The following is a 15566-nucleotide window of genomic DNA, read 5'->3' as shown; positions in this document are numbered from 1 at the left end:
ATGTAAATTGCAGGGAAGGAATAATCACGATGAAGAAAATAGATGGACACGTGCACTTAGTTCAAGAAATTGCTGGTTTTAATGGGAGGGGACGGCTAAATGCCTTGGGAAATGGTGAAGCTATCTGGGATGATGGGACCAAGATTAAGTTGATTCCTGATGGTTGGGGTGACACTAATTTGACTGCTGATTCTTTTTTAAAAGTTATGGATGATCACGGTATCGAAAAGGCGGTTTTGCTGCAGGGGAGCTTAAACGGCTACCAAAATTATTACACCTATCAGACAGTAAAGCGTTACCCGGAGCGTTTTATTGGCGCCTTTGCCGTTGATCCGTTTGTTCAAAATGCTCTAGCCATTGTTCGACGGCATGTTGAGGACCTCGGTTTTCGAGCTATTAAATTAGAAATTAGCCAGGATGGCGGCCTTCATGGCTACCACCAAACAACACCGTTCCGTTTGGATACGGATATAAGACTGGGGCAAATTTTTCATTACTTGGCCAATTATCCTGGCTTTACTGTGACAGTCGATTACGGCAGTGCTGATCAGATTAGTCACCAGCCAGAAGCGATTGCAATCTTGTCTTCCCGGTACCCACAGTTGGACTTTGTTGTTTGCCACCTATCCTTTCCAAATGACGATCAGTTGAATTTTTTGGAAAATACGTTGCGACTCTTCGTACCACAGCCAAATATTGCAATGGACTTGTCAGCCATTCAGGATATCCTAGACGAAACGGCGTTGCCATATGAAAAAAGTCAGCGAGCAGTGGCACTGGCCAAAGAAGTTTTAGGGAGTAAGCGCCTTATTTGGGGGACTGACTCACCATGGTCTGCCACCTTTAATTCATATGGCCATTTAGCAACTTGGTTGGCAGAGAGTGGACTGTTCACTGAGCATGAGTTGAACGATGTCTATTATGGGACAGCTAACCGCATCTATTTTAAGGAAAGCGCGGTCAGAGCGGCTCACCAAGCTGCGGACCAACAAAAGTAATTTAGAGGAGGCCCAGTGATGACTATTTTTGATGAAATTAAGGCGGATCCTGCTAATGCATCCTATACCAAGGCTGGCTGGGAGCCGATTTACAGTGCGCCGGCCACGGCGAAAATTTTAATTATTGGCCAAGCGCCGGGGCTGAAAGTCCAAAAAACCGGAGTGATGTGGAATGATGCCTCCGGTGACCGGTTGCGGGATTGGCTTGGTGTCTCCAAACAAACTTTTTATACTTCGGGAAAAATTGCGGTGATTCCAATGGACTTCTATTATCCGGGCAAGGCTAAAGCGGGCGACCAACCACCACGGCAGGGGATTGCGGAAAAGTGGCACCCACGCCTGCTGGCTGCCCTGCCTGATATCCAGTTGACAATTTTAGTTGGGGCCTATGCTCAAAAGTATTACTTAGACTTACCAAAATCAGCAACCTTAACAGCCACAGTCAAGGATTTTGATCGGTTCTGGCCCAAGTATTTGCCAATTGTTCATCCATCACCACGGAATAACATCTGGCTGAAAAATAATCCCTGGTTTGAGATTAAGGTTGTGCCGAACTTGCGGCAACGAGTCGCGCAGCTGCTTTCGATTGAGGAATGAGTGCATTCAATTTATGGGAAGGATTACTTAGTTGCTTGCGTCTTCGGACGCGAACTGATTTTTTAATCGTCTCATAACAAAAAAAGGTTAGGTTCATACGTTTTCGGTTTGAAAGCGTATGTTCCTAGCCTTTTAGATTTGCCTAAAAATCCAAACAAGGGTGATGCTACCAAGTAAGAAAAGCAGGTTCCAACCGGTAAAGATGGTGAGAAAATGACGAGTGTCTTGGCGTGTGAGCCGCTTTCGGACCTGTCGATAGGCTAACAAATTCGCTAATGAGGCGACTAAAGTACCAAAACCACCCACTGAAACACCCAGAAAGAGTGCTACTTGAAAGGAAGTAAAAGGGGCAAGTAGTGCTGCTGTTGGGACGTTGGAGAGACCTTGGCTGACTAAAGCACTCGTGATGAACGTCTGCCAAAATGATTGTCCGGCCCACTTTAAGAAGATGACGAGTTGGGGGAGGTCAATGAGGGTGCCGACAATTAGAAAAAAGTTGGCAATTAGCAACACGACCCCGTAATCAACTTTGGTAAGCGCCAGGTGGTCAATTGTGCCAGCTAAAATCAGGGCCACGATTAGGCCAAAAACGGCGGGAATCAAAGCTAACAGACTAGATAAGACAGCCAGGGAGCCAAGGGCTAAGAAGGTCAAGGTTCCTTTTTTAATAGGAAGGACTACTTGTTTTTGTCGGGGTAATGGTTTGGGGTTTAGACCAATGAGGCCCAGTGGCAAAGTTACCAAACCGATTAATAGAAGAGCAGCAGTTGGTAGGAAGTGGTTGAGCGGCCAATGGTAATAGGAAAGCAGGTAAAGATTTTGGGGATTACCAAAAGGAGATGCAGCTGAACCAAGGTTGGCGTAAATTGTGATGAAAGTGATTGTGCGTGCAATTGGAAGGTCAATCTGAGGCACCATCACAAAGAAAAGGGGGACAAGGGTCAAAATGGTGACATCATTGGTGACGAGCATCGAACTGAAGAAGGCGGTCAATAGTAGAAAGAGGAGGGCTTGCTGATTGGTTTTCGCTCGTGCCAGAATGGCTTTGGCAAAATAGTCTAAGAGACCTAACTGTGACCAGGTACTGACTAGAATGAGTAAGGCTGCCAGATTAAAGAGGGTTTTCCAGTTAAGGCTCTGCCAAGCAAGTTGGCGACTGATTGCGAGGAAACAGACAATTATTGTCGTTAGGATAAGGAGGTAATCGTGGGTTAATTTTTTGAAGATGGTTGCCATGGCAGTTTTGATTTTCCTTTTTAAGTGGGTAATTGGTTTTGTTTAAAGATAAGAGTAAACTAAGGTGCTAATTTAGAGTAAATGTTACATCAAGATGTTTGGAATATTCCATGTTGATTTTGAGCTATTCGACTATAAGGAAGAGGCTTGACCAGGCCGTATTACCGCTAAATAGTAGTTTTTGATTAAAAAAGAACAATTCTTAATTGTTTACAAGTCATTCTAAAAGAGTTAGAATTAGATGATTAAAGTTACATTTATTTCTTGAATGTGTTGCGCTGAAATAAAAGTAGAAAGCGGATAATGATTATGTTAACAAATCGTAAAATAAGCGTTCATACAAAGGAGCATTACAAGATGTACAAGGCTGGTAAATACTGGCTTTTTGCATCAATTGCGGTCGCTAGTTTTGGTCTGTTGACTGCGGTTGATGGGGCAAGTGTGCATGCCGACTCGACTCCTACAAGTCAGGCGCCGATTGATAATACCACGAGTCAAACAGTAAATCAGTCAAGTTCTGCTAGCCAGTCGGTTTCAGCCAGTCAAAGTACTAGCCAGTCGATTAGCGCTAGTCAATCAACTTCAGTCAGCCAAAGTACTAGCCAGTCGACTTCAGTTAGTCAAAGTGAAAGTCAGTCGGCCAATGAATCAAGTACTGGCAGTGATAGCGCCGACAGTCAAACGCTTGAAATGAGATTAGGAGGGGCTGACTCTGCCGCTAATTCTGAACAATTGAGCGCAAATTTGTCGACTAGTAGTACCTCAACGGTAACACCAAATGCCGACAGTGGTCGCACTGATTTTAATAATACGGTTAATAGCGGTCAAACGGTCCAAACCCCAACTTCTGTGACCGTAGCCGTGCCGGATCAAATCACTAACCCACAAAATTATCAGCAAAAGAAGGTTGATGTAGCAACATTTGACCAATTGAATGCCGCTTGGCAAGATGGCAGTACGACCTATATCAATATTACTCAAGATATTACACCAGGCGCAACTGGCAGTCTTGGTTGGCGCCCAGCTAGTAGTAGTGTCGTTATCAACGGAAACGGCCACACAATTGATTTGGGACAAAACAATTTCCGGATGTATGATAGTTATAGTGCTAACAACATTACCTTAACTAACGCCAACTTCCAACAAGGTTATAACTGGGGGGATAACGATAATCAAGATGAATCATTGGTTCGGATTGGTGTGGGCGAATACACGTCAATGGTTGTCGATAACGTCAGCCTCAGCAACGACGCTGCTAATACGAATGCCATTCGTTTAGCCTATTTGGGCTATGGTGGAAAAATTACCTTTTCTGGGACAAACACGTTTAACATTACCAATGAATTGACTCGGGCTGTGACGAGTATTAACTTTGCTAACGGTGCCTCGGTCAAGGTACAGCGAACGGCCAACGATTATAAAAACTCGATTTTTTATATGGGTGTGATTGCCTACCCAGGCTATGCCGGTTATGGAAACAATATCACAATGGGTGATGGTTCATCATTTTCGGCCTCGCTTTATGATGTCAGTCAATCTGCTAACTATTCAACCATTTACCAATACTTAAATGGGATGACGGTTGGTGACAATGTTACCTGGTCGCAAAATGGTTTCCAACGTTTTATCTATATGCCTGATAATGGCGGCGTTCAAAACGCCGTTTTTACCTTTGGGCAAAACTTTGATTTGATTATTCCAAAAACGACGCAAGCATATTCTATTTACTTAGTCAATAATACTAAGATGATTTTTAATGCTGGCGCCCAGGTGGACATTAATCAATACTACCCTGATGTGGTCGTTGCGTTAGGTGGTACTTCGTCTATTCAATTTATTTCACCAAAAAAGTTGCACCTAGCAATGCTGAATACGAACGGAACACCGGCTAATAACGGCTATGGTGTGATTTATAACTTTGGATTGGCATCGACTGCGTTTACGATTAATAATTCGAATTTGTCATCTTGGACCGGTTACGATACAGCGACTGCGACACCAAATGGTGATATCAATGGCCAGTTTTCTCAACTAATCATCAAAAATGCGGCCAATGCTTATCTCGTTAATTCCGATGGTAGTACCACTCCAACCAATATTATTTCCAACCAATCACGTGAAATTCAAACCAATTCAATTGCTCCTGGTAATATTTACGTACAATATGTCGATCAGAATGGTAATAATGTTGGTGATAAAAAACTGATTAGCATGCCAAGTGATGCTTATATTGGTCAGTTTTTGTCTTTGAAAACAAAAGAAGTTTCTCAAGTTGATATGCCTGCCAATTATATGTGGGCTTTGGGCAACCAAGTCTACGCCGGTGCCAAGACGGATGCTCAATCTGGCGGTGATTCATCAACCACAAGTGATAACGGTGATAGTGATACTGGTCAGGCAAATGTTGCCATTGTTCCCGTTTTAGGAACGAACTTTGTTTATAAAGTTTATGTTTATGGTCAACCAGAGACAACCTCGTATGAGTACGTAGATCAGAATACTGGTAAGATTATGTCGGCCCAAAATGCTGGAACCACCGCTCCGGTTTCATCAAACTATGGCAATATCATCGATTGGACCGATTCTTATTACACCAAAAATGGTGTTCCAGATGGATACCACCTTTCAACAACTGCGACTCAACCAACAATGACAACTGTTGGGACAAGCAATCCAACGGTTCAGTTATACGTTGAAGGAAATAGTCAAACCGTTACACCAACTTATCAAACTGATGGTGGTCAGACTTTGTCACCGGCCTCACCAATCACGATGACTGGTATCACGGGTCAAACAGTCACGATTCCGATTGAACCGGCTGTTGATAATTATGAAATTAGTTATGTCTTAGTAAACGGTCAAAAAGTCGCTCCTGGTGCCAGCTTGACTTTGGCCAACGGCACCGATACGGTTGTCTATGTATATAAGTCATTGGATGGCTCACGGAATGCTGCTGAAGTGGCGATTAACGGTGCTGCTGATACAGCCATTCAGAAGATTAATGACCTACCAAACATGTCTGATACTGACAAGGCGGCGGCGGTTAACAAGGTTAAGGCTGAACAAGCGACGGCTATTACTACCATTCAGACTGCCAAGTCCAAGGATGTTGTTGAGGATGCCCAAAATTCTGGTGTCTTGAGCATTCAACGGGATGCTGCTGCGGCAGTCATTGATAGCGATGCGAATACTCAAGCTAGTCAAGTGGCAGGCATGAACAACATATCTTCCGCTGACCAGAAAACCGCCTTGCAACAGATTGAAACTCACCGAAACAATGCCCAGGCTGATTTATCAAATGCCACTAGTGCAGCTGACTTACAGACCAAGATTAATGCGGCGAATGTGACCTTGACGCAGGATGGATCAGAAGCTGAATTGAACGACTATGGTCAAAGCGCCTTAAAGCAGATTAGCCAAATGCCAGGACTTTCAGCAGATCAGTTAGCCCAAGCGGCTCAAGATATTAATCGCGCCGTTACCAATGGTCAAAACAACATTGGGACGAAGAGCCTAATTGATGATGTTTTGGCAGCTTTGAAGGCTGGTGAAAATGACGTTGATAACCTCAAGAACGGTTACCAGGGCCAGAGTGAAACAGCGATGAACACCGCTAAGTCCAATACCATTAGCGCCTTGGGCCAGTTTGCAACGGATGCCAAGGCTAAGATTGCTGCCTTGGCACCGTTATCGGCCGATGCTAAGCAGGCTGCTGATCAGGTCATTGACCAACAAGTTGCAGCGGCAACAACCAACATTAATAATTCAGCCAATACAGAGCAAGTAGCCGAAGCGCAAATTAATGGTCAAGTTGCCGTTAGCCAAACGGTGGCCAATTCAACCTTGGACAATGATGCGTTGATTGCAACAAACAAGGTTAACGCACTATCCAACATTGACACCACTGCTAAGCAAGCCGCTATTACTAAAGTGACCAATGCGCAAGCAGCGGCTAAGCAGTCTGTCCAATCAGCAACTAATACGAATGACATCACGACTGTTCAGTCTGCCGGTCAAACCAAGGAAGCTCAGATTGCTAGTGAGGCTGTCTTGGATGATGCTGCCTTGCAGCAAACCAATATTATTAGTGCCCTAAAGAATTTGGGCGCTAACCAACAACAGGCGATTGACCAGGTCAATGCTGATCGTGATAATGCCAAGACCAAGGTCAATACTACGACCACACCAAGTTTGGCGCAGTCTGAAGAGCAAAACGGTGTGCTAGTAATTACTCGGGATGGTGATCAAACCGTTTTGACAGACTATGCAGTAGCAGCGCAGAACCGAATTGCGGCTTTGCCTGATTTAAATGAGGCACAAATTAGCCAAGCAACGACGGGGATTAAAAATGCCTTGCAAACTGGTCAGGACAACATCACCAGTGCCCAGCAGGTGACGGATGCCACAGCGGCTTTGCAAAAAGCTGAGGAAGTTATTGATAGCATCACTGCAACTGCTCAGACCAACAGCGACACCACTGTGAAGAATGCTAAGAGTACTGCCGGTGATGCGATTGATCAGGCTGTTGCGGCTGCAAAGACAGTTGTGCAACAGTTGAACCCACTCAGTGACCAAGCCAATCGTCTTTCTCAAATTCAAAAAGACGGCGATGCTGCGAAAGCTAAGATTGCTGCCGACCAAAATACTGCAGCTATTTCAAGCGATCAAACGACCGGTTTGCAGGCAATTACAAATGATAAAAACGCTGCAGTTTTGCAGAGTGCCAAAGAAGGTGCCATTGCCGCAGTAACACAGGTTAACCAGGATACGAAAACGGCCATTGGTCATTTAACACCATTGGATTCTAAGGAAATTCAAGCGTATCAGGACCAAGCTGACGTTGTTTTGGCAACTGCGACAAGTCAAATTAATCAGGAAACGACTGTCAATGCTGTCAATGGGGACCAAACAGATTTCAGTAGTCAAATTAGTAGTATCCAGGATGCTGCTAATTTGCAAAACAGCAAGGAAGCTGACAACCATCAGTTGGACCAATACGGTCAAAATGCCAAGAATGCCATTGCAGACAAGACGATTATGCCTGATTTGACTCCTGAGCAAATCAGTGACTATGATGGCCAGATTGATGCTGCTATCACGGCTGGTCAGTCTTCAATTAATGGTGGTCAAGATACAACCACCGTTACTACAAACTTCCAAGCTGCTAAGGACAGCATTGATAAAATTAAGGCTGCTGCTCAAGCCCAAAGTGCTACGATTGTTGCCAAAGCAAAGAGTGATGCTGATGGAGCGATTGATCAGGCTGTTGAAAATGCCCAAGCAGCCGTGCAACAGTTGAGCCCATTGCAGGACCAAGCTGATCGGCTTGCGGCAATTAAGAGCGATGGGGATGCGGCGAAGGTCAAGATTGCGGCTGATATGAACTCAGCTGACATTGCCAACGATCAGGCGGCTGGTTTGCAAAAGATTAGTGCTGATCAAGCTGCAGCAACCTTAGCAAGTGCTAAAGAAGCAGCTATCGCAGCGGTTACGCAGGCTGGTGCGACAGCCAAGACCATCATTGGAGGTTTGCAGCCGTTACAGTCTGATGAAACTCAGACATTTCAAAATCAAGTTGACGCCGCCGTGACGGCTGCTACTAATCTGATTAACCAAGAAACCACAACTGCTGCAGTGACAAATGATCAAACAAATGCCATCAGTAACACGATTACTGGCATTCAAACCGCTGCTCAGTTAAAATCAGCGCAGGAAAAAGCGGATGCTGATTTGACTACCTATGGTCAAAACGCTTATGCCAAAATTATGGCATTGCCTGATTTAACAGGTGCCCAACGTCAGCAAGCAAATACCGATATTAGCAATGCGGTTAATCAAGGCCAGTCAGCAATCGATGCGACAACTAGTCAGGCCGATGTTGCCCCTGCTTTGGCGGCTGCCGAAAAGGTTATTGATGGCATCCAAGCGACCGCGCAAAACAATAATCAATCGGCGGTTCAGCAAGCACAAAGTGACGCCGATGCTGTCATCGACGCTGCGGTCAAGGCTGCCAAGTCAACATTAGGTGGGTTGACGCCATTATCTGATCAACAAAGTCGTGAAAATCAGATTGATACGGACGCTCAAAATGCCAAGAATGCAGTTGCTAAGGCAACGACGATGGCTGATGTAACCGCGGCTCAAAATGCTGGCACAATAGCCATCACAAACGATACAACGGCTGCCCAGTTACAATCTGCTAAGGAAAAGGCAAATGCTGATTTGGCCAACTATGGTCAAAGTGCCAAGAATGCGATTAAGGCGATGCCCGATTTGACGGATGATCAACGCCAGCAGGCTGATGATGCTGTTGATGCTGCTGTTTCTTCAGGGCAAACGAATATTAACGCTGCAACGGATACGAATGGCGTGGCCAAGGCTCTAACTGAGGGTAAGACCGCTGTTGATCAGGCGCAAGACACAGCACAAGAGCAGAGTAATGCAGCGGTTCAGCAAGAACGCGACGCTGCCGATGCCGCAATTGATGCCGCTGTCAAGCAAGCAAAGGATACCATCAATGGTTTGAATCCATTGTCGGATGGGGCGATGCGTCTTGCTCAAGTTGATACGGCTGCCGATAATGCTAAGAAAGCGATTTTGCAGGCAACTAATGAAACGGATATTAAAACGGCACAGAACGTTGGTACTTCTGCGATTACCCAAGTTGCCACCGACGCCCAATTAAAGTCGAAAAAGGAGGCCGCTGATGCCGCCTTGGCAACTTATGGTCAAACAGCCAAAGACACCATCGCGAAGATGCCTGATTTGACCCAGGACCAGATTGATCAAGCTAACCAAGATATTGCTGCTGCTGTGCAGGGTGGTCAGGGGCAAATTGATGCTTCCTCTGATGCGGCCGGGGTTGCGACTGCTTTAACTAATGGTGAACAGGCTGTGGATGCCGTCCAAGCAAGTTCTCAGACAAACAGTGACACGACGGTTCAACAGGAGCAAAAGAATGCCGATGCTGCCATCGATGCCGCTGTTAAGAACGCTAATGCTGCCATTGAGGGCATGAATCCGTTGGCAGATAAGATGACTCCTGAAAAAGCGGTTGCGGCCGCAGCTCAGGTTGCCAAGGAAGCGATTGCTAAGGCTGGTAACAAAAACGACATTACGTCTGCACAAAATAGCGGTACGACTGCGATTGCCAATCAAACGACTGCTGCGCAATTGCAGTCAACCAAAGAAGCGGCGATTGCAACATTGACTCAGGCCGATCAGGATGCTAAAAATCAGATTAAGGCTCTACCTGATTTGACTACCGACCAAATCGCGGCTGCTAACGCTGCTATTGATGCCGCATTCAACGCTGGCCAAGATCAAATCCAGGCTGCAACAGATGCTAATGACGTTGCAACAGCTTTGACAAGTGGTCAAGCCGGCATCAAGGCTGCTGAAGATGTAGCCCAAGCCGAGAGTGCTGCAACCGTTGCTAAGGAAAGGTCAGATGCTAAGGCTACTATCGATGCTGCTGCGAAGCAAGCAACGGATCAGATTGATGCAATGACACCATTATCTGATAAGCAAAATCGTGAGGCTCAGGTCGCAACGGATGCGCAAAATGCCAAGGATGAAATTGACCAGGCCAAGAACAAAGTTGCTATTATGGCTGCTCAAACGACCGGTACAGCTGTGATTACAAATGACACTGTTGCTGCTCAATTGCAATCAACGAAGGAAACCGATAAAAATACTTTGGCAGCTGATGGCCAAGAAGCTAAGGATAAAATCAAGGTGATGCCTGATTTGACCACTGATCAAATCAATACCTTTAATGACCAAATTGATGCTGCTGTGCAGGCTGCTCAAGGACAAATTGATGCTACAGGGGATGCTAACGGCGTTGCGACTGCTTTTGCGGCAGGCGAGAAAAATGTTGAAAACATTCAGCAAGATGCTCAGAATACTAGTGATGCAACTGTTGCGAATGAGCGAATGATGGCTGATAATGCCATTGATGCCGCTGTGAAGGCTGCCAAGGCTACTCTTGAGGGTATGAATCCATTAGCGGACAAGGCGACCCCTGAGTCACAGATTGCTGCTGCTGCCCAAGCGGCTAAGACGGCCATTGCTAATGCTCAGAATCAAACCGGTATTAATGCTGCGCAAGATAGCGGTCAGGATGCTATTAATAAGGTGACGGCTGCTGGCCAGTTGCAATCAGCAAAGGAAGCTGCGAATGCTGCATTAACGCAGTATGGTCAAAGTGCCAAGGACAAGATTGCTTTGATGCCTGATTTGACAACAGACCAAATCAGTCAAGCCAATGCGCAGATTGATGCTGCTGTTAATACTGGTCAGGGTAACATTGCTGGTGCGACAGATGCCAATGGCGTGGCGGCAGCTTTGAAGAATGGCGAAGCAGCAGTTGATGCCGTACAGACCAATGCTCAGATAAACAGTAATACGACAGTTAGCAATGAAAAGGCCGCTGCTAACAGTGTAATTGATGCCGCTGCCGTTAAGGCCAAGGAGGCCATTGCTGCTTTGAGCCCGTTGTCTGACAAGGCAGCTCGTGAAGCTCAAATCGATCAGGATGCTGCTGCCGCTAAGAAGGCGATTAATAACGCAACGAATGAAACTGATATTGCCAAGGCTCAAAAGGCTGGAACCGATACGTTGGATACCGACACCGGAAATGCTCAATTGAAATCAGCTCAAGAACAGGCGAATGCCGAATTGACTCAGTATGGTCAAAGTGCCAAGGACAGGATTGCTTCGATGCCTGATTTGACAACAGACCAAATCAATCAAGCCAATGCTCAAATTAACAGTGTTGTTCAGGCTGGTCAGACTAACATTGCTGGTGCCACCGATGTCAATGGCGTGGCGACTGCCTTGAAAAATGGCGAAGCGGCGGTTGATGCCGTGCAAGCAAAGTCACAAAGTAGTAGCGATGCTATCGTGAAAACTGCTAAAGATGCAGCTAACTCAGCGATTGATGCTGCTGCTGCCAAAGCCAAGGCTACTATTGATGGCTTGTATCCCTTGTCCGATAAAGCGGATCGTGAAAATCAGGTTGATCAAGATGCTGCTGCCGCAAAGCTAAAGATTGCGCAAGACACGACGACCGAACAGGTTGCCGCTGATCAAAGTAGTGGTTTAAGCGCTATCAATAATGACGTGAGTGCTGCTCAAGTTGAGAGTGCACAAGAAGATGCGACAGCTCGTTTACGGGCATACGCCGATAATGCGGAGGCTGCCATCACTTCGTTACCTGATTTACCAGCAGCTGATTTGGCGGATGCAAAAGCAAAAATTGAAGCGGCTGTTGCTGCTGGTGACAAAGCGCTGACTGCTGCGCAGACGATTGATGATGTAAAATCAGCTTTGACCAATGCCGAACAAACCATTGATGGTGTTTCAACGACGGCTCAAGGTCAGAGTAACCAGGTGGTTTCTGATGCTAAGCAGGATGCCAAAAACGCTATTACGGCTGCTGCGGCTAAGGCGAAAGCATCGATTGAGGATTTGACGCCTTTGTCTGAATCAGAAAAGCAGGCGAAGGAAAACCAAGTGGATCAAGATGCGCAGATAGCTGCTCAAAGTATTGATGCTGCAACGGATACCGCTGCCATTACGCAGGCAAAGCAAACTGGTATTAACAACATCAACCAGGATGTTTTGTATTCACAGGTTGAAAACGCCCAACGAGATGCAGCGGCTCGACTTTTGGCCTATGCAAACCAAGCAAAGCAGACGATTACCTCACTTCCTGATTTGACCACGGACCAAATCAATCAGGCCAATGCTGATATTGATGAAAAGGTTCAAACTTGGACGGATAATATTAACCAGGCGCAAAACTTGGCTAGTGTTCAAACCGCATTGGCTGATGGTGAAAAAGCCATTGATAATATCAGTTTAGCTTCCCAAAGTCAAAGCCAGCAGACCGTGACCAAGGAAAAGAATGCTGCCGACAGTGTCATTGACGCTGTCGCTGCTAAGGCCAAAGCTGCCATTGATGGTTTGACACCATTGTCTGACAAGGCAGCTCGTGAGACTCAAATTGATCAGGATGCAGCTGCTGCCAAGGCAGCAATTGTCCAGGCAACGAACGCAGCTGAGATTACGAAAGCTCAAAATGCTGGGACAGACAGATTGAACGTCGACACCGCTGCCGCTCAGTTGCAGTCACAAAAGGAAGCTGCCGCCGCTGCTTTGACTCAGTATGGTCAAGCTGCCAAAGATAAGATTGCTGCACTGCCAGATTTGACTCCTGATCAAATCAACCAGGCGGACGCCGAGATTGCTGCCGCTGTGAAGGCCGGTCTGGGACAAATTGCTGCTGCAACGGATACCAACGGGGTAACAACTGCCTTGAACAATAGTCAAGCAGCAGTCGATCAGGTTGCCGCCGCTGCTGCCAATATAAGTGGACAAACGGTAGCAAGCGCTCGTACCCAAGCCAAGACGGCCATCGACAATGCCAGTGGCCAGGCCAAGGCCACGATTGATGGCCTGACTGTCCTGGTGGCTGCCCAAAAGGGTGCCGATAAGGCCAAGGTCGACCAGGATGCTGCGGCTGCCAAGGCTCAGATTGATCAAGCAACGACAACGCAAGCCATTCAGCAGGAATTGGATGACGGCTTAGCAACAATTCAAAAGGATGTTGCAAACTCAATTTTTGTTAACACCAAGGCTGATGCTGATAACCAGTTAGCTGGTTATGGTCAAGCAGCCAAGGACAAGATTGACAAATTACCAAACTTAACGCCGGATGAAATTGCTCAGGCTGATCGTGAAATTGATGAAATTATTACACAGGGTAAGCAGGCAATTGCGCTGGCAGCAGCCGAAAACGAAGTGAAGGTTGCTCTTCAAACAAATGAGGAAGAGATTGATGGCGTGGTGGCTAATGTCCAAGCTGAAAGTGACCGGCAGAAACCAGTTGTTAAGACAGCAGAAACGCTCCCAGCATCACAACCTGCTCCAAATCAAGCACCTGCCTTGCCAATGACAGGGCGTTTGCAGAAGCATGAAGCCAATATGGCCTTATTACCATTGGTTGCACTTGGTTTGCTGACCTTCTTGAGTGGTAAACGACGTCGACAACGTGATGATGAAAAATAAGGCGAATCAGCTTGTTTCAAGTATTGACAGTTGTTAAAAAACTGCTAAACTTAGAAATAGATTAGCCGATGAGCAGGAAAAGATGAAACTTGGACAGGAAGCGATCTGACGGTTGGTGGAAGTTAGACAATAGTTTCATTAGAAGACACCTGGAAGGTTGCTGTTAACCCAGCCGTCTATCCGCGTTATGGATTAAAGCGTGTTAATACACGAAATTAAGGTGGTACCGTGCTCGAAAGCGCCCTTAACAACTTTGCCAATTTGGCAAGGCTGTTAGGGGCGTTTTTTTACTAATCGTTTTAACTATTTTTAATCATAATGGAGGCGACGCACTGGGCGTCGAATAGATGAAATGGGAAAAGCTAATTTTCAACGTCCTAAAGGGACTGCAGATTTATTTGAAGAAAATGTGCGCGAATGGCAGCGAATTGAGCAACAAGCGCGGAAGATTTTCGCCCGGTATGGTTACGGGGAAATCAGAACACCGATGTTTGAAGCCTTTGACGTTTACGCTCGTTCGGCCGGGGACACTTCAGATGTTGTGACCAAGGAAATGTATGACTTTAACGACAAAGGTGACCGACACATGGCCTTACGCCCTGAAGGAACGGCCGGTGTGGTTCGTGCTTATGTTGAAAATAAGCTTTTTGGACCAGAACACGAAAGCCCATACAAAATTTTTTACATGGGTCCAATGTTCCGTTATGAACGTCCACAAGCTGGTCGCTTCCGTCAATTCCACCAAATCGGAGTTGAGGCGTTTGGGTCAAAGGATCCGAGCTTAGATGCTGAAGTGATTACGATGGTGGTTAAGTTTTTGGCTTCGTTAGGGTTGAAGGAATTGAAGGTTGCCTTGAATACTTTGGGCGATCAGGGTTCTCGCCAGGCTTACCGGGAGGCATTAGTCGCTTATTTGCAACCCCACGTTGCTGAGCTATCAAAGGATTCACAGACTCGATTGGAAAAGAACCCCTTGCGAATTTTAGATTCTAAAGATGAAAATGATCAAAAGATTGTGGCGGCTGCGCCTACAATTTTTGATTACCTCTCAGAAGAATCACAAGCCCATTTTGCGGCGGTTAAGGGCTACTTGGATGATTTGGACATTGATTATGAAATTGACCAAACCATGGTTCGCGGCCTGGATTATTATAATGACACGATTTTTGAGGTCATGACGACAGATCCAAACTTAAAGGGGGCTGCTACCATTGCTGGTGGTGGGCGCTACTCTGGTTTGGTTGAAGAATTTGGTGGGCCAGAAACACCAGGGATTGGTTTTGGATTAGGTGTCGAAAGATTGATCTCACTCTTGCAGGCTCAGGGACAGGCAGAGATGAAATCGGCTGCCCTTGATTTCTACCTTGTCCACATTGGCGAGGATACGCAAGCAAAGACCCTTGAATTAGCAACAGCCTTACGTGATTTGGGCTACTCTGCTGATTTGGACTTTACCAGCCGGTCAGTGAAGGCACAGTTTAAGACGGCCAACCGTCGCGATGCTCGCTTTGTGATTACCTTGGGTGAAGAAGAAGTGAAAACAAATCAGGTTCAGATTAAGGATATGGCTACCGGGCATGAAGCTGATTTGGACTTGGCGAAGGTTCAAGACGACTTGGCAGGGATTATGAAGGCATTGGGAGCAGAGGAGGAATAAAA

The 15566-nt window shown here is 46.2% G+C and carries 5 protein-coding genes; 4 read left to right on the top strand and 1 reads right to left on the bottom strand.

Going from position 1 to position 15566, the window contains the following annotated elements; all coding sequences use genetic code 11:
• The first annotated feature begins 29 nt into the window (after positions 1-29).
• Together ACSYSR_RS00390 and ACSYSR_RS00385 are read left to right on the top strand one after the other, a co-directional pair.
• Entirely contained in the window at positions 30-998 is a 969-nt protein-coding gene (locus ACSYSR_RS00390; protein WP_489816457.1) for an amidohydrolase family protein, read from the top strand.
• Positions 999-1016: 18 nt separating this feature from the next.
• Positions 1017-1595, top strand: a complete 579-nt coding sequence (locus ACSYSR_RS00385; protein ID WP_489816458.1) for a uracil-DNA glycosylase family protein — start codon at positions 1017-1019, stop codon at positions 1593-1595.
• Positions 1596-1727: 132 nt separating this feature from the next.
• On the opposite strand, the gene ACSYSR_RS00380 is transcribed toward ACSYSR_RS00385, so the two are convergent.
• A complete protein-coding gene (locus ACSYSR_RS00380; RefSeq protein WP_489816459.1) occupies positions 1728-2831 on the bottom strand; it encodes an SLC13 family permease in 1104 nt (367 codons plus the stop codon).
• A gap of 303 nt (positions 2832-3134) precedes the next feature.
• Here ACSYSR_RS00380 and ACSYSR_RS00375 point away from each other — a divergent pair, with 303 nt between their 5' ends.
• Positions 3135-13907: a DUF1542 domain-containing protein gene (locus ACSYSR_RS00375; RefSeq protein ID WP_491708340.1), complete on the top strand. Its 10773-nt coding sequence runs from the start codon at positions 3135-3137 to the stop codon at positions 13905-13907.
• Positions 13908-14259: 352 nt separating this feature from the next.
• A complete protein-coding gene (hisS, locus tag ACSYSR_RS00370; protein WP_489816460.1) occupies positions 14260-15564 on the top strand; it encodes a histidine--tRNA ligase in 1305 nt (434 codons plus the stop codon).
• Positions 15565-15566 lie beyond the last annotated feature (2 nt).

It is taken from the genome of Fructobacillus sp. ESL1096, assembly GCF_058511985.1.
Note: the sequence above shows the minus strand (reverse complement) of the source record. Positions and strands in the feature narration are given on the sequence as shown.